The 17504-nt window shown below is 62.0% G+C and carries 12 protein-coding genes; 3 read left to right on the top strand and 9 right to left on the bottom strand.

Annotated elements, in window-relative coordinates:
• Positions 1-23 precede the first annotated feature (23 nt).
• The 8 genes from AB4O01_RS01295 to AB4O01_RS01260 all read right to left on the bottom strand — a co-directional run bounded on the left by AB4O01_RS01295 (position 24) and on the right by AB4O01_RS01260 (position 13258).
• Entirely contained in the window at positions 24-554 is a 531-nt protein-coding gene (locus AB4O01_RS01295) for a response regulator (RefSeq protein WP_093439267.1), read from the bottom strand.
• A 218-nt stretch (positions 555-772) separates the two neighbouring features.
• Positions 773-1534 (bottom strand): peptidylprolyl isomerase, encoded by a 762-nt coding sequence (locus tag AB4O01_RS01290; protein WP_460090386.1) that lies wholly within the window; start codon positions 1532-1534, stop codon positions 773-775.
• Positions 1535-1549: 15 nt separating this feature from the next.
• Positions 1550-3100: an ABC transporter substrate-binding protein gene (locus AB4O01_RS01285; RefSeq protein WP_460090385.1), complete on the bottom strand. Its 1551-nt coding sequence runs from the start codon at positions 3098-3100 to the stop codon at positions 1550-1552.
• 9 nt (positions 3101-3109) lie between these two features.
• Positions 3110-3730, bottom strand: coding sequence for an SCO family protein (locus tag AB4O01_RS01280; protein WP_460090384.1), 621 nt, complete (start codon positions 3728-3730; stop codon positions 3110-3112).
• Positions 3727-4377: an SCO family protein gene (locus AB4O01_RS01275; protein ID WP_460090382.1), complete on the bottom strand. Its 651-nt coding sequence runs from the start codon at positions 4375-4377 to the stop codon at positions 3727-3729. The genes AB4O01_RS01280 and AB4O01_RS01275 overlap by 4 nt, the downstream gene beginning before the upstream one ends.
• Before the next feature lie 14 nt (positions 4378-4391).
• Positions 4392-6314, bottom strand: a complete 1923-nt coding sequence (locus tag AB4O01_RS01270) for a YncE family protein (RefSeq protein WP_460090380.1) — start codon at positions 6312-6314, stop codon at positions 4392-4394.
• Between the two features lie 300 nt (positions 6315-6614).
• Entirely contained in the window at positions 6615-12449 is a 5835-nt protein-coding gene (gene mnxG / locus AB4O01_RS01265; protein WP_460090378.1) for a manganese-oxidizing multicopper oxidase MnxG, read from the bottom strand.
• A gap of 200 nt (positions 12450-12649) precedes the next feature.
• Positions 12650-13258, bottom strand: coding sequence for a lytic transglycosylase domain-containing protein (locus AB4O01_RS01260; RefSeq protein WP_093439292.1), 609 nt, complete (start codon positions 13256-13258; stop codon positions 12650-12652).
• Between the two features lie 205 nt (positions 13259-13463).
• Between AB4O01_RS01260 and gspG the strand changes: the two genes are divergently transcribed.
• The 3 genes from gspG (at position 13464) to AB4O01_RS01245 (ending at position 15724) form a co-directional block, all read left to right on the top strand.
• A complete protein-coding gene (gene gspG / locus AB4O01_RS01255; RefSeq protein ID WP_064120121.1) occupies positions 13464-13892 on the top strand; it encodes a type II secretion system major pseudopilin GspG in 429 nt (142 codons plus the stop codon).
• Between the two features lie 14 nt (positions 13893-13906).
• Positions 13907-15094: a type II secretion system F family protein gene (locus AB4O01_RS01250; protein ID WP_460090377.1), complete on the top strand. Its 1188-nt coding sequence runs from the start codon at positions 13907-13909 to the stop codon at positions 15092-15094.
• Between the two features lie 75 nt (positions 15095-15169).
• On the top strand, positions 15170-15724 hold the full coding sequence (locus AB4O01_RS01245) for a hypothetical protein (protein ID WP_460090376.1): 555 nt from the start codon (positions 15170-15172) through the stop codon (positions 15722-15724).
• A 793-nt stretch (positions 15725-16517) separates the two neighbouring features.
• Here AB4O01_RS01245 and AB4O01_RS01240 read toward each other — a convergent pair.
• Positions 16518-17417 (bottom strand): LysR family transcriptional regulator, encoded by a 900-nt coding sequence (locus AB4O01_RS01240; protein WP_460090375.1) that lies wholly within the window; start codon positions 17415-17417, stop codon positions 16518-16520.
• Positions 17418-17504 lie beyond the last annotated feature (87 nt).

Genomic DNA, 17504 nt, shown 5'->3' with positions numbered 1-17504 from the left:
TGCCGGAACGTCTGTTCGCGCCATTACTCCCCGGTGAGCATTTGATCGTCGTCCGGTGCCATGGCGTGCAACTGTCGTCGCCGATCCGCCAACACCCAACTGCCATCGTACAACTGCAACGGGAAGCTCTCGGTCCTGCTCTGGCGTCGTTCGACAAACCCCTCGGAAGGGCTCGCACCGGGTTTCGCTTCGCGCTTGATGCCCAGAAGGTCGCAGACCGCCCGCGCCAGTTCCGCCAAGGGAAACGGTTTGAACAGGATGTGGCTGACCCCCAGTTGCCGCGCCCGCTCACAGACTTCAGCGGTCGGGTGACCCGTTATCAGCACAAAATGGCACGTCCTGTTCTGGCGGACCGCGTCGAGCACCTCAAAGCCTTCCATATCAGGCAAGCGGTAATCGAACACCAGCACGTCGGGGGCAAAGGTTCCGGCCAAACCGATAGCCGTCGCTCCGTCATGTGCAATCGCGACGTCCAGCCCTTGCGCCGACAGATAATCCTGAAGGTTCTGTGCAAGCAGCTGTTCGTCTTCGACAACCAGTACTTTGTTAACCAAGGTCGACTCCTTGAAACAGCAGGTCCGATGACCCCGCCCTGAGAGTGCGCCTTACCAGGGGTAACGCACACTTCATGCCAGGCTGAGCGCCGGTAATTTTATCTGTTCATGTCCTTGAATTTAATGACAATGCCCGCTCGTCCTGGTACCCCGTTCCCCAGAAACGGGGAAGCACCTGAATGGGCATCGAAGCCATTCCCCACTATTGGGGGGAACCTTCAGTCGTCGTCAATTCGTTCGATCCTGTTCTGCACCCGTAATTGCGCGAGCACCTGACGACGAGCCTGGGTCTGTTGCTGTCGGGCGAGCTCTGCCCTGACTGTATCCAGCCCCTGTAAATCTGGGACATCGGCGGCCTCCAAGTGGTTCGGCAAATAAATCACATGCCAGCCAAACGGTGAACGCAGTGGTTGGCTGGCAAAACTCGCCCCGCTGACAATCGAGGCGCGCATTTGCATCAAGCGTAGACGCGCTTGAGCCACTGTGGCTGCATCGGCTTGCGCGGGCACGCGAATCAACAGGTGCCGGGGTTGCAAGGTATTGGCGCGGATCAGTTCGGCGAACATCTGCTGCGCCGCCAGTTCGCGGCGGGTGTACTCGGTGAAGGAGGCCTCATCGAAACCGGCGTCCTGCAAGCGCCGGACGAATTTTTCCGCGCCGCCGATGGCCATGCGGGTTTGCTCGATCTGCTGACGCAGCGCTTGCTCGTCGATCTGCCGGCCACGTTTCTGCGATTCCTGCCACAGCAATTCTTTGTCGATCAGCATTTGCAACGCGGCCTGGCGCAGTTCCTTGTAGGCCGTGGGGCTGCGAATACTCGTCACCGCGCGGCCCTGATCTTCCAGGTATTCGGCGAAGAAGCGCTCGAAGCGAAACCCGGAAATCTCCGTGCCGTTGACCCGTGCCACGGCCGGCTCGTTATTCGCCCACGCCAGCGGCAGCCAGCAAGTCAGCAGCAAGATCAGCGTTGTGAGTTTCATGATCGGGCCCTCCGTTCAGGGGCTGGCAACCATCGGTTTATAGGGTGCGACCAGATAGAAACGTTGATCGGGCAAATCCACGGTAACCACATGCGCGCCGCTCAAGCCCAGCCGTCGACCGGGACCGAAACTCAGGCGCGGGGTCAGGCCGGTGTCGAAGTCGTGCAGGCCTTCCAGCGCCGCCACCAGTTTCTCGCGGCTGGCGTCGCGGCCAGCCTGTTTCATGCCCTCGCTGAGCAGCAGCATCGAGGCGTAGGCGCCGACTTGCAGCACCGCGTGCTGGGCGCCGAGGCCTTGGCCTTCACGCAGTAACGTCAGGGCCATGCGCCCAGCCTGGGTCCAGTCGCTGGGCACGAACGGATAGGCAAGAAACACCCGTCGGGTGAATCCGTCCGGGACTTGCAGCAGATCACCCGCCACCTGACTAGAGGCGGCAAACAGGTAAGGCACTTGCCCGGCGCTTTGCAGCCGCGTCGCCAGACGACTGAAGCCGCCGCCAGTGCCCAGATAAAACACCGAACGCGAACCCAGCGGCAGCGCATCCGCCGCCGGGTCGTAGGCTTGCAGATGGACTTTCTGCCAGCCGTGATCCTGCAAGTACTGGCCGAGGTTTTGCGCGGCTTGCGTCTGGATCGGGTCATCGGGATAAGCAATCAGTGTCGGCCCTTGCAGCACGCGCAAACTGGCCGTGGCGTAATCGACCAGCGCGATCAACTGCTCACGCAGCCCTGGCAATGGCTCGAATATCTGCGGACTGGCCTGCAGGGTGCCGAGGATCGACATCGGCCCGATCAGCGGCATACCGGCCTGTTCCAGGCGTGTCCCCAGTTCGCTGTCGAGAGCCGGGGCCAGCGGTGCGATCAGGGCGAACACCTGCTCCTGCTCGATCAACTGCTGCAAGGCTTGCTCGGCACTGGCGCGGTCCGGGCCGGGATCGATCACCGTCAAGCGCAACTGCCGGCCGTGAATGCCACCGGCCTGATTGATCCGCGCGACACTGCCGTTGAGCACCGCCGCAACGGTCATGCCCTCCTCGGCCAGCGGCCCTTGGCTGGGCAGCAAGGTGCCAAGGTGCAAGGTCTCGGCATCGAGGCCGGGATCACGCTCATCGGCGAGGCGCTTGAGGTATGCGGTGAGGTTGCGCTGATCCTTCATCGACAGCAGAAAGCGCGGCATGCTCGGGTCGAGACGGTTGTGGCCGGGGTCGCGGCCCTGCTCAATGGCCGTGGCCAGCGTGCTTTCGCTGTAGGCCGGATAGCTGCGGCCGTTGACCTGTTGCTGGCCGTAGGTGCTGGTCAGTCGCGCCCAGTTCAATTCGGGGGGACGCACGCCACCTTCAGGTCGGCCGAGGCCATCGGCGCCATGGCAATTGGCGCACGGCAGGCTGGTCGCCGGCAGCAACACATCCGCCGCGCCGACCCGCGCCATGATCGCTTCGCCACTGGCCGACAAGCCTTGGCGGTACAAGCGTTTTCCCGCCGCCTCTTCGGGTGTCAGCGGCGCAGCGCTCGTGCCAAGGCTGACGCCGGCGAGCAGGACCATGGCGAGGACGCGGTAGCGTTTCATGGCGCGGACTCAGCGGCCGGCCACGGGCATTATCAGCAACTGCAAGCGCTGGGCAATGGCGGCGGCAGGTGCGTCGGGACGGATCTTGCTCCAGCGTTTATTCGCGACATCGCCGACGATCAACTGCGTGGAATGCTGCTCGGGCGTCGGCACGATCTGGCCGATGCGGCTCAATACCAGGTCCATCTGCGCTTTGTCGCCAGTAAGAAAAAGCCAATGAGGGTCATCGGAACCCTGCTTCAAGGTGTAAGCCTTGAGCACCGCCGGCGTGTCGCGCAGCGGGTCACTGGTAAGGGAAATGAAGGTGATGTCCTGCGCCTTGTCACCCAGCAGCTCGCGAACTTCCTTGAGCTTTTGCGTGATCAGCGGACACGCGTCATTGCAACTGGTGAAGATCACGTTAAGCAGGACGATGCGGTTTTGCAGCGCATCGCTGTAGAAGCGCAAGGTGTCGCCGTTCTGATCCTGCAACGGCGTGTCGGTGAACCAGGTTTTCGCATCGTGAGTGCCTTTGGCCGGGGCGGCGGCCACAGCGGTTTGCGGCTCAGAGACGTGGCCCTCGTGAGCGAACGCGACGTTACCGAGAATCCAGAAGCACACGGTCAGGGCGATCCAGTCGAGCGTTCTCATGGTTGCTGCTCCATGGCGATGGCGGTGTGTTTGGCGTGGGTGCGCAGGCCGCTGAGTTTTTCCACTTCCTTGGCCAGCAGCGCCGGATCAGTGAAGCCGTAGTAGCGCATCCAGTGGCGGCTGTCGCCGTCGCCGACGAGGATCAGCGGTTGATGACTCTTCAGATCGCCACTGAAACTGCCGAGGCCCTTGAGGGTTTCATTGATCGACTGTGGCGAGCCGGTCAACCAGCTCCAGCCCGGCCCGCGCTGGAAGGTGCGCGCATAATCCTGCAGGCGTTTCGGGTCGTCGCGCTGCGGGTCGATGCTGATCGACACCAGTTGCACTTCGTTGCCGACCCGCGCACCAAGCTGTTTCTGCACCTTGCCCATGATCGACGAGACCACCGGACACACCGTGGTGCAACTGGTGTAGATGAAGCTCATGACGACGATTTTGCCCTGCACCAGGTCTTGTTCCAGGCGTACGGTTTTGCCGTTCTGATCAAGCAGTGGCACGTTAGCGAACTTCACCTGGGCGTGTTCCTGGGTATTGCTGGCCGGGGCGTTGTGCCCGGCGTGTTCGTCCGCCGAATGGGCCTGGGCTTGTTGGATGCCGAGGCTCAACAGGCACAGGGTCAGCAGGCCAGTGGATGCAAATCGGTTCATGTCGAAACTCCTCTTCAACGGGCCTGGCCGGGGGCTACCCGAACACTGGCAAAGGTCTTGTCATCGAAACCGGCGCCCAAAGAGGCCGCACGCACATGCAGATACCAAGCGCCGCTGCGGTCGAGGGTGATCGGCGCTTCGTACACGCCGTCGGCGACTTCCAGCGCCGCCACTTCGCGGGGATGCGAGGTGGGCGCGAGGTAGTAGCGCAATTGCACGTCTTTCACGCCGCTGCGCTGGGTTTTGTCTTTGCCCTGCACGATGCGGAAACGCACGACGTAGGGGTCGTTGAGCGCCACGGCAGTCTTGTCGAGGAGGAACTCGACTTTCGGTGCGCCGAAGTGTTTTACCAGGGCGCCATTGGTTTCGATCTGCGCGGTAAAGCAGTGAATGATGTTCGGTTGATTGAGCAGGAACGCCACGTCAAAGCGCCCCGCCGCCGGCAGCTTCACCCGCGCGCTGTACAGTCCCGGCGAGATTTCGCGCAAGCTGCGATCGATGACCATGGCGGCGCGGGCGATCTGGCCACGGTTGGGGTAGCCGGACATCGGCGCGTTCATGCCTTCGGCGTAGAAGTAGGTGGTGTTGTCGACCGGGTTGACCACGAACACCGCGTTGTCGTCGCGCGACACCGCCAGGCTTGAGGCCAGCGGCAAATCCCCAGCCAGACGCGGCGCTTGCGGGCCGGCTTCGAAACTCTGGCTGATCGGCTGGCGGCCTTCGCCTAAAGAAGACAGGTTGATCATGGTGACTTTCGGTGAAGCGAGTCCGCGGATGTAGGCGTAGGCCTGGGTGAACACCACCTGGTAGGGTTCGGCGCTGACGTCGAGGTCGTGAATGGCGCCGTTGGTCGCGGCGTCGATGATGCTGGCGCGGTTTTCCACGGTGTTGAGCACCACGCCGAAGCGGCCGTCGGCGCTGAAACCCATGGGGCCGAGGCCTTGTTGCAGTTTGATCACCCGGCGGATGGCGTGCGTGTTGGCGTCGATCACGGTCACGGTGCCGTCGTTGCCATCGGCCACATACACCGCGCCGGACAATGGCGAATAGGCAACTGATAACGGATGCGAGCCGGTTTTGATTTGCTCGACGATGTTCAGGCTGGCGATGTCGACCACGCTGACGGTGCCGTCGTCACGGTTGCTGACGAAGGCGAAGCGGCTGTCCTTGCTGAAGCTGAGTTCGTGGTGGCCGCGCCCGGTCTGCAAGTATTTGAGGGGTTTGAGGCTTTGGCTGTCGATCACTGTGACGCCGGAGTCTTCGGCTTTGCTGGCGTTGTTGCCGACCCAGAGCAGACGTTCATCCGGTTGCAGCGCCAGGCGCACCGGTTGGCTGCCGGCTTTAATCGAATCGAGAACCTTGAATTGTTCGCTGTCGATGACGGCCACTTCGCCGGCCGTCGGCATGGAAACGAACACGCGTTTGTTGTCTTTGGGCGTGACCCAGTCCATCGGCGGTTGCTTGAGTTCGATTCGCGCGAGCGTGCTGGTGATGCCGCCGACCGACACCGACGGATCGACCACAGCGATGCTCGCGTCGCGGTTCATCACCAGCAGGAAATAGCTGTTGAGGTCGAGCAACGGCCGCGCACCGATGTTGGATTTGAGAAACACCCCGACCCGGGCCTTGCAGCTCTGGCCGCGGCCCTGGGCCTGATCGGCGGCGAGGGTTTGCGGATCGACCCAGGCCCCCGGCGCTACCCCGGACAACGGCTGGCCGGAGGCGCTGTCAGTGACCCGAAACTGCACATCGGCGAATTCACCTTCACGCAGTTTGCCGTCAGCGGCCAATGGCTTGAGGTTGAAATCCACCGCCACGCCGTCGCGGTTCAGCGTCTGACCCGCACCGGTTTGTGCCAGCGCAATCTCACTCAGCGTCAGCAACGCACCGGCCATGGCCAGCGTGCAAATACCGATGATGTTGATGATCCTGTTCATCTAACTCTCCCCTACCTCTTCACCTGGCAAAACACCGCCCCCCATGTGGGAGCGAGCCTGCTCGCGAAAGCGTCTTCAGCCTCACCCTCACAAACCGAGTTGCCCCCATTCGCGAGCAAGCTCGCTCCCACAAGGGATTTGCGTACATCCACTTCCTCACAGCCAACCACTGTCCCCTGTGGGAGCGAGCTTGCTCGCGAAAGCGGTCTGTCAGCCAACACACCTGTTGCATGTGCCGCCCTCTTCGCGAGCAGGCTCGCTCCCACAGGGATTTGCATCCACCGGGGCATTGCCGCTCTGCTACTGCCCCTGCGGCGCCGGTTCCGGTTCGTTGGTTACCCGCAGCAAGCCCCATAACCCGGAGGTGTTGCCGTAGGCGGCGTAATCGCGGAACAGATAATCCCCCGGGATCGCATTGCTGCCACCAGCGCTCGGGATCATGAAGCTGAAGTGCGCGGCCGGCAGGACGCTTTCGTGGGCGCCGATGTACATCGACATCGGGTTGTAGCCGAAGCGCACTGAGCCGACGCCCGGCGAGCCCATCGGATAGCCACCGACATCGCTCTTCTCGGCCTGGAACGGGTTCACTGACCAGACGTGCCCGTCGAGCTGGAACGTGGTGCCGCGACTGCCACCGCTCGGCATCAAAATATGCGTGCGGAACGGTTGCCCCGGTTTGGCATACAACACCGGCGTCTGCGGATCGCCACCCACCAGCGCATTGCTGTAGGCCATGTGCGCGTTGGTCATGTCGCCATAACCCGCGCCATCGGCATGCCCGAACGGTGCATCCGGGGCGAGGCCGAAGCGGTACCACAGCGGTTCGGTCTTGTAGTTGATCGCCATGCTCGAGTTGTCCTGCGGATCGGTCGGCACGCCGAAACCCTCAGCAGCAATCCCTTCCACTGGCCGGCCATTGGCCCAACGGGTGTTCAACGCCTTGTGCCAGACCATCGCAAAGTCGCGGTAGCTGGTTTGCCCAGGCGCGGTGACCGTGGCGTTGACCTTGCGCGCATCGTCGACCCAGGTCGCGCCGATCGGCAGGATGCTCATCGCACCACCGAGGCCTTTTTGCGGTTGCTTGATCACGTCCGCCGGGGTGATGTTCAAGCCGCCGAACTCCACCGCCGTGGCGTTGATGTTGTCGACGCTGCGGCCCAGTTGAGTTACCGGTTTGCCTTCACGCTCCAGGTGCCCGGCGTAGTACTGATAGGTACGGGTCGGGTACGCGCCGCTGTTGCCGACACGCGGTGGCACGGTCTGAATCGGGTTGGCGCCGACATTGGCGCCGTCGGATTTGGTGATGTCGTACGCCAGCAACTGCGCGTGCAGGCCGACATGGCTGGACGGCCGCATCAGGTTATTGCTGAAGGTGGTCGAGCCCAGACCACTGTTGCGATCACGCTTGACCATGCCTTGCATCACCGCAGTTTGGGTCAGGTCCGGCATCACGCTCGGCAGACGGTTTTCCAGCGTGATGTTGATGCAATCCCCCGCGGCTGCACGCAGCACCAACGGCTCGACCGGAATGCCGGGTTTCAGCTTGCCACTCACCGGATCGAGATCGGATTTACGCACATAGAGAATCGCGGTCGGGTCATGCAGCGGCCCGCTCTGCCCGCCGATGGTGATGGTTTCGCCATCCTCCGGATCGGTCACCGTGACCTGCGGAATGCTCACCGTGCGCGAGTTCAGCACCAGGGTGCCGCCCGCTGGATTGAGCGGCCCGCCGACATGCTGACCAAGCCCTTCGGGATCGCCGATGGTCAGGCCCAGCGCATTGCCGAGGATGTCATTGGCCAGCGCCGCGACCACTTCATAGTTGCGCTGCACCGTAGGCCGGGTGCCAATGCCGTTAGGGTTGGCGCCATAGCGCGGGCAACTGCCCTCGAACGCCACGGTGTTACGCATGCCCGCCGGATTCGGGTTGTTGGGGATGGCGAACAGGTCGGCGCGTTTGGCGGTGTAGTTGCGCATCACGCCCCAGATACCGCTCCAGTAGCCTTCGATCGAAGCGTCCATCGAGTACAGATAATCACCCGTGGTCGCCGCCGAACTGGAGAGCATCGACACCGGCGCAATGAAGCCCATCTGCTCGGAGATGCCGATCATCTGCGACGCGCGCCAGCCGGAGTTGGAGCTGTTGCCGAAACCGGAACCGCTCTGCAGCCATTTCACACCGTGCAGGGTGACGTTGTGCTCTTCCTCATGGCCGCCGGCATGCACCCGCAACCGCACGTTGTCGCCGGTATAGGTGCGCAGCATCGGCGTGAACGGATCGCCCGGCTCGGCGCCGCCCTTGTTGATGTGCGGTGGAAACAGCGTGGTACCGCCGGTGGGTCCGGTCGCCGAAGTGAGCAGATTCGGCGCCAGATTCATCGCCGGAATGGCGCGGTCGGTACGGCTTTGCATGGCGAACGACAGATCACCGCCGAGGCCGTCAGCCTGCATGCCGCGTTTGCCATCCGGGCCGACCTTGTTCGGGTCGTACACGCGCAGGGCCAGCGGTTCGTTGCGATAGTTGACGACGAACATGCCCGGATCATCCACCGAGATCGCCTGCGGACATGGCCGGCTCGGGCAGCCCGGCACCTGACCGCCCTGCACTTCCAGCACGCCTTCTAGCAAGTTGCTGGCGTTGTTGCGCACTGGCGGGTTGATCGCGTAACGGAAGCTGTCGGCGGTGGCCGGGAACGCCTGCGCATTCGGCACACCGTTAGGGCCGGCACCGACGTAAACGCCAGCTTCATAGGCGTGCTGGAAGTCGCTGTATTCGAGGAAGAACTCGCGGAAGCTGTCGTTCTTGCCGTCGCCATCGAGGTCGCCGGTGTTGATCACCGCCTGCCATGAGGTCGGCCCACCATCCTGGCGCGCGCCGCTGTACAACGGCTCGCCGGTTTCGGCGTGGAACCAGGTGGAACCGGCCGGCTCGGCAAGCACAGTCGCGTACAGTCCAATCTGCTGATGCGTCGATGGGCCTAAGTGGTCGTGGGTGAAGATGGTGCCGAGGCCGCGATCGACGCCTTTGGCGTTGACCACCGGATCGACGAACCAGCGCTGCATCGCCGTGCGCGCACCCAGCCAGTCGGCGCGACCATACTGGCCGAAGAATGGGTGGTTCCTGGCTATCGGGCAGGCCTGGGTGCCGTCACGTGGATCGGTGCCGGCGCACTGGTTGAACTCGCGGATCGCATGAATGCGTTCCTGCACGGCGCCGGGTGAGAGCACGCCGTCCTCGTAGTTCCAGCCGTTGGAGGAGCCGTCCGCCGAGGTCAGATCCCACTTCGGCAAGTGAATGTGCTGGCCGATTACGTCGGTCGGCGTGCGCACCTGATAGTCGTCCATCTCATAGGTGGCCGGGACCAGGTTGGTTTGCTGGTATTGCACGCAATCGAAAGAGTTCATGCGCATCACCAGCGGCTCTGGTGGACGTTGCTTGGTGATCACCGGCCAGGCGTCTTCCCACAGCGCGAGAATGCGCGCCTGCGGAAAGTGATAACCGACTTTGTTGTACACCGCGTCGAACTGAATGTTGGCGGCTTTGTAGATCCGTGGCCGGTCGGCGGTGAAGCTCGAGGCGCCGACAAAGGACATACCGTCGATGCGCTCACCGCTGGCGAACTCGCCGCTGCCGGCGTTGCTGGTCAGGCGTTTTTGCCGATCGTCCATGCACGGCTCGTAGTACGGCGCTCCGGCCATCGGCAAGGCACCGTTGGTGCGGAACGCCTTGGCGACCACTTGATTACCGGGCAGCAAGGCATAGCTTGGGTGATCTTTCTTCGCGTGGAAGGCCATCGCCGCTTGTTCGACTTCGGTGCCTTCTTCCGGCAGGTAAATCGGCTTGGCACGGCTGACTTCCTTGGAGAAGTCCAGCGAAGTGGTCACGGTGTGCGCTTCGCCACCGGCCGCGACGCCATCCAGTGCGTGACGCTGCAAGCCGCCATTCCAACCGCCGGACTGCGCCGGGTCGAGATTGGCCCACAGTGCCTTGCCGCTGGCCTTCAAAGACTGCGCGGTGGCCGCGTCGAGCATGTCCAGCGGCGGCGTTGGCGGACGTTGGCCGACCGAGCTTTCCATGCCGCCGATCCAGAACGGATAGCCAGGGTTTTTCAGGCTGCCGTCGGCATTGCGATTGGCTTCGCTGCGATCGACCAGCGCCAGCGAACCGATGGCTTGACCAGCGGCATTGCCGCCATGGTGCTCACCGTCGTCATCGCCCTCTTCTTCGTCATCGTCGTCATCATTGCCGGCGACCAGGGTTTCGCCGATCTTCGGCACGACCACGACTTTGCCCGGCATTGGCGCCATGGCTTTGCCTGGAAGCGGCACGATGGCCGGAATCGGCGTACCGGCGACGATTTCGCCATCGGGCAAGGCCCGTGCACCCGCCGCCGGTTTGCCACTGCGCAAGGCAAACGGTTCGCTGTGATAGCCGTCGGCGCCCTGCTGCGAAACATCGAGTCGCGTGCCTTCTTCGAACACGTCGTGCACCCGCCACATGGCCCACATGCCTTGGGCGAAGTGCGGATAGAAATGGCAGTGATAGATCGCATCACCGGCCACGCGGTTGCGGTTGCCCGAGCCACCGTTGGCAATTTCATAGGTATAACCGGCACCCGGGCCGATACCCTGGGCGTCGACGTAATCGGAGTTGTCGTCGTTGGGATTGAACAGCCACTGATGGCCGTGCAGGTGGAAGATGTGCTGCTCGTGGCCATTGTGGGTGTTGCGGAATTTGACGAAGTCACCGATGTAGCTGTGGTTGACGTTCGACGGCTCCGACGGATACAGGGCCATGGTGGCTTTCACCCCGATCTGATCGGCGCGCGGTGTCTGGCCGGGGGCGATGTTCTCCAGCCCGGTGTTGGCCGGCACATCCACCAGCATCGCTACATCGCCGACGGTGTGCGAGCTGAGGAAGAACTCTTCGTAAGCGCACGACAGGCAGTCGTGCATCGGCCCCACGCCCAAGCGGTTGGCGACCACTTCGGCGCCCATGCCGCCGGAGCCGTAGTTGATCATGAACGAGTCGCGGGTCGGCTCCAGCACATGGGCCATCACCGGGTCGGCCCAGTACGCTGGGAACGCTTGGGTGGCGGCGGTTTCGTCCTGGAATTGCGAAGCGAAATCGCGGAACGCTTCGAGGCGATTGGGAATCGCCGGGTTGCGTTTGCCCATCGACTCCAGCGGGTAGGTGCTGGATGGGAAACTGCCGTCGGCGTTGCTGCCCATGACAATCGCATCGCTTTCGCTGGAGATGATTTCATTGCCGTCGACCATGCCGATGATCGGCGTACCGGCCTTGCCTTCGCGCAACCACGGTTCGCGCTGCGGGTAGCGCGCCTGGTAATCGACGATCGGTTGGCCGGTGGGTGCGCGGCCGGTGGTGGCCAGGCGCATTTCTTCTTCGGTGAGGGTATTGCGATAAGTGCGACCGCCCTTGGGCAGCACGACGACCTGGCCGAACAGACCATTGGCAACGTTGCCGGCCGCGCCCTCGCCACCAAACGTCGCGCCTCGGCTGCTGACGGCAAACGCGCCCTCGCGTTCGGCGTACAGCGTGTAGGAGCGGCTCGCCCCCGGTGGCACCAGGCTGTTGGCGTTACGCCCGGTGAACGAAGAGATGTCATCAATGCTGTTCACCGCTTGCAGGCCGTTGACCTGGAAACCGACGTGACGATCCGCCACCTGCTCATCGACTTTGAAGGCTTCGGCGCCGTTGGCGTTTTCCGCGCCCTCTTCTTCGCCCTGGTTTTCAAAGTGCTTGTTCGGGTTGGCCTGATAGTCGAGCAGGTTCTGCAGATTGATCGTCAGGCAATCGCCGGCGGCCACACGCAATACCAATGGCCGAGGGCGCTTGTCCGGACGCAGCGAGACTTTGCCCGGCACTGCGGCGCCGCCGTAAGCCAGCGACTGCTCATGTTCATCGACCACGTCGCGGCGCAGGGCGAACATCATGCCGTTGATGTTCTGCGCACCGAGGCGGTTGAACATCAGTGGTTGATCGAAGGCGACGACGTTGGCCACCAGGTTGCGCTCGCAACGCACGGCTGCACCGGCCAGCTCGACGCTGAGCATCGAGGCCAGAATCACCAGCCAATTCAACAGAGACGGAGCGTGATGAATGCCAACCATGATCAGTAACCTCGTAGTGGGTGCTCTTGGGAACACTTCTCGACAAATGCCTCGGAGCAATCCGCGTGCCACAAAAAATTTCATTACCGTTCAATCAGTTACCGCAACCATTTGAGGATCCGGGGGATATTCCCCACCGGTTTTCCCCACTTTTCGGGCCTCTGCGGTTTGCCCCCGAATGTGGGGAAAACCGGGTTGGGTCACAACGGCGCATCCATGGCCAGGCCCTGCAGACGCCGGTACTGACGCAATACGTTCGGTACATAACGCTGGGTTTCGGCGAACGGCGGAATCACCCGGCCACGGCTGAGCACCGCGTCGGGCCCGGCGTTGTAGGCCGCCACGGCGAGAGCAATGTCGTTGTCGAACAAGGTCATCAGGCGTTTGAGATATTTCGCCCCGCCCTGGATGTTGGCCTTGGGGTCGTAGACGTCGGTCACACCGAGTTCGCGCGCGGTGTCGGGCATCAACTGCATGAGTCCGCCTGCGCCTTTGGCTGAGGTCGCACCGGGGTTGTAGTGGGATTCGGCGTTGATCACCGCGTGCAGCAGCGCTTCGGGTAATTGATTGACTTTGGCGGCTGCCGAGACCAGTTCCGCGTAGGGCTGGTTGGCGATCATTTGTGGCTGTTGATCGAGGCTGGCCACAGGCATTTCAGCCTCGTGGATCACCCGTTCGTAGGTGCGTCCGGGCCGGTGAACGTTGGACAGGACATAGCTGCCCTTGGCGTCCACGGAGATGAATACGTCGGCTTGCGCGGCGCCGCTGAGCAGCACACATCCGAGCAATCCGCTGGCGAGAAATTTCATGTCGGGCCTCCCCGGATCGACCCCGATAAATTGGGGGAAATGCCCCAATGGCCGATCACGTTTGAGCCATACGCAAGCACTGTGCCGACTCTTGAAATGCCCGATTTACAAGGGCTTCAGCCAATCAGCCGGTTTTCAGTGAGGCTGAGCATGGCAATTGCATAGGCCCTTCAGGCGACACGGCTGCCACTTACGGGAGGTCATCATGAAGCTGCAATTTCGTCCGCGTGGCCAACGCGGTTTTACCCTGCTCGAATTGCTCGTGGTGCTGGTGGTACTCGGCCTGTTGGCCGGGATCGTCGCGCCGAAATACTTCGCCCAACTCGGTCGCTCGGAAGTGAAAGTGGCCAAGGCGCAGATCGAAGGGCTGAGCAAAGCGCTGGATATCTATCGACTGGAAGTCGGCCACTACCCGTCCACCGAACAGGGCTTGCAGGCCTTGGTCACTGCACCGAGTGACGAAGCGAAATGGACCGGCCCGTACTTGCAGAAAAAGCTCCCGCAGGATCCGTGGGGACGTAATTACACCTACCGCTATCCCGGCGAAAACAGCGAGTACGACTTGCTCTCGATGGGCAAGGACGGCCAGCCCGGCGGTGAAGGTGAAAACGCTGAAGTGACCAACTGGCAGTAAACGGAGCGCGGCCCATGCGATTTCATTTGAAAGCGGTCGGCAAGGCGGGCGTGGTGTCCTTGAGCGTCGAAGCGGCGGGTGACAGCGACGCACGGCGGATCGCCGAGGATCAGGGCTTGCGTGTGCTCAGCTCGCACGCCGAAAAGCATTGGCGCTCACTGAAACTGCGCCAGCGCGAGACCTTCAACCTGGTGTTATTCAGCCAGGAATTGACCACCCTGCTCAATGCCGGCCTACCGTTGATCGATGCGCTGGAAAGCCTCGCCGAAAAAGAAACCGCCCCCGCTGCCCGGAAAACCTTGAGTGAGCTGGTGCGCCTGCTTTATGAGGGCAAATCCTTCTCGCAGGCGTTGGGCCAGTTGTCGGCGGTGTTCCCGCCGCTGTACGTGGCGCTGGTACAGTCCAGCGAGAAGACCGGCGCGGTCGGCGATGCATTGGGCCGTTACGTCAGTTACCGGCAGCGCATGGACGAGGTACGGCAGAAGATCATCAGTGCCTCGATCTACCCAATGCTGCTGCTGATCGTCGGTGGTGGCGTGGTGTTGTTCTTGATGGGTTACGTGGTGCCACGCTTCAGTCTGGTGTTTGAAGGCTTGGGCAATAACCTGCCGTGGCTGTCGCAGGTGCTGATGAGCAGCGGCATGTTTTTGCATGCGCATCAGGCTGAGTTTTTTGGCGGGCTGGCGGCGCTGGTCATTGCCCTCGCCGTCCTGCAGAAGCAACCGGCGTTTCGCCGTGGGCTGGATCGGCTGGTGGAGAAACTGCCAGCCGTGCATCAACGGATTTTCATGTATGAGCTGGCGCGGTTTTATCGTTCGCTGGGGATTCTGCTGCAAGGCGGAATTCCGCTGGTGACCGCCATGAGCATGGTGCGTGGCTTGCTCACCGTTGCCTCGCGGGTGCGCCTGGATCAGGCCTGCGAGCGGGTGCGCGAGGGGCAGTCATTGTCCACCGCGCTGGAGCTCAATCACCTGGTGACACCGGTGTCCCTGCGCCTACTGCGCGCCGGCGAACAGTCCGGCAACCTCGGGCAGATGATGGAACGCAGCGCCGACTTCTACGACGAGGAAATCAGCCGCTGGCTGGAGTGGTTCGTTAAATTGTTCGAGCCGCTGCTGATGACCTTCATCGGCCTGCTGATCGGGGTCATTGTGATCCTGATGTACATCCCGATTTTCGAACTGGCTTCGAGTATTCACTGACCCCTGGGAACGGGTCCGGTCCCTGCAACAATGCACTTTTACGTTCCCAACAAAACCACAAAGACGGAGAACGATATGCACATTCAAAAGCTCGTGCTCGCAATGGCCATCGGCGCAGTTCTGTCAGCGTCTACGGTGCTGATTCCGGACAGTTTGTCCGGGGTATCCAGTGCTCATGCCAAGGATGGTGGGAGTGGTGGCGGTAGCGGAGGGGGCGGCGGAAGTGGAGGCGGAGGTGGAGGAAGTGGCGGGGGCGGGGGCGGTCACGGTGGCAACGGTGGTGGCAGCGGTGGAAATGGTGGGGGCGGAAGTGGCGGCGGAGGCAGTCACGGCGGTGGCGGCAACAGTGGCAGTGGTGGTGGCGGTGGCGGTGGCAACAGTGGCCACAGCGGCAGCGACCACGGCTCGGGACACTCGGGCGACAGCGCCTCATCCGGCCGCAACGGCGCCCATGCTGAAGCGGGAGATGATCATGGCGTCCACCGCGCCGGTGAAGTCGGCGATGACCACGGGGTCCACCGCGCTGGTGAAGTCGGTGATGATCGTGGCGTCCACGCTGCGGCTGAAGCCGGCGATGATCGCGGCGTACATGTCGGCGGCGAGCCGGGCGATGACAAGCGCGCCAACTGATCATTAGACACACCGCAAAACCTGTGGGAGCGAGCCTGCTCGCGAATGCTGTGGGTCAGCCAATGATGTTTTGCCTGACACACCGTTTTCGCGAGCAAGCTCGCTCCCACAGGGTTTTGTGGCATACGCAGATTACGCAGACAACCACCATCAATTGTAGGAGTGAGCCTGCTCGCGATAGCAGTCATTCAAACACTGAAGCTGTGACAGACAGAACGCTATCGCGAGCAGGCTCACTCCTACAGGGTTTTGCGGCGTTTACAGATTACGCAGACGACCTTTATCAACTGTGGGAGCGAGCTTGCTCGCGAATGCTGAGGGTCAGCCAATGATGTTTTAACTGACACACCGCTTTCGCGAGCAAGCTCGCTCCCACAGGGTTTTGTGGCGTGCGCAGATTTCACAGACAACCACCATCAATTGTAGGAGTGAGCCTGCTCGCGATAGCGGTCATTCAGACACTGAAGCTGTGACAGACGAAACGCTTTCGCGAGCAGGCTCGCTCCCACAGGGTTTTGTGGCGTGCGCAGATTTCACAGACAAACACCATCAATTGTAGGAATGAGCCTGCTCGGATAGCGGTTGTTCAGACACTGAAACTGTGACAGACAGAACGCTATCGCGAGCAGGCTCACTTCTACAGGGTTTTGTGGCGTGCGCAGATTTCACAGACGACCTTTATCAAATGTGGGAGCGAGCTTGCTCGCGAATGCTGAGGGTCAGCCAATGATGTTTTAACTGACACACCGCCATCGCGAGCAGGCTCACTCCTACAGTTTGATCTGCGTATAAATCAGAGGTCGACGTGGCTCTCGTTCAGGCGTTCACGCAAAAACTCGACCAGCGCCTGCACCGGCCTTGAGGCCTGACGATGCTGCGGATACACCGCCGATAACGTCAGCGGCTCGGGGCGCAAGTCATCCAGCACCGGCACCAACCGGCCATCCTTCAGCGCCGCGCCGACAATGAACGTCGGCAAATAGGTAATGCCCATCCCCTGCACTGCGGCATCCCTGAGCAACTCGCCGTTGTTAACGCGCATGCGCCCGGTGACATTCACCAACAACGGCTTACCCTGCCCCGCGTTAAAGCGCCATTGCACCGAACGCCCATGGCCATAAGGCAGGCAGTCATGGCTGTGCAGGTCTTCAGGCTTGAGCGGTGTGCCGCGCTCGGCGAGGTATGCCGGGCTGGCGCAGTACACGCGTTCGATCGACGCGATGCGCCGGGCAATCAGCGTCGAGTCTTCGAGCACGCCAATGCGCAGCGCCAGATCGTAGCCCTCACCGAGCAAATCCACCGGCCGATCACTCAGATCGACCTCTACCGTAACCTCACGATAGCGCTGCAAGAACAGCGGCAGCAGACAGCCCAGATGTGCCACGGCAAACGACAGCGGCGCGCTCAAGCGAATCGTCCCGCGTGGTTCGGCGGTTTGCCCGGCGATGCCCTGCTCCACTTGCTCGACTTCACCCAACAGGCGCAACGCCGACTCGTAATAACTCTGCCCCAGCGGCGTCACGTCCAGACGCCGAGTCGAGCGGTTCAACAACCGCACGCCGAGACGCTCTTCCAACTGCATCAAGCGTCGGCTGACGAACTGCTTGGACAGGCCCAGTTGATCGGCCGCAGAGGTGAAGCTGCCGGAGTCCATGACCTGGCAAAAAATACGCATGTCTTCGAACGGGTTCATTGTCACTCTCTGGTAGACAGTTAAACGCTTTATAGCCGCTTTTTCACTTTTGAGCAGCCCATTAATCTGTGCTCACGGTGTTGCTGA

Source organism: Pseudomonas sp. S2_E02, from assembly GCF_054668355.1.
Note: the sequence above shows the minus strand (reverse complement) of the source record. Positions and strands in the feature narration are given on the sequence as shown.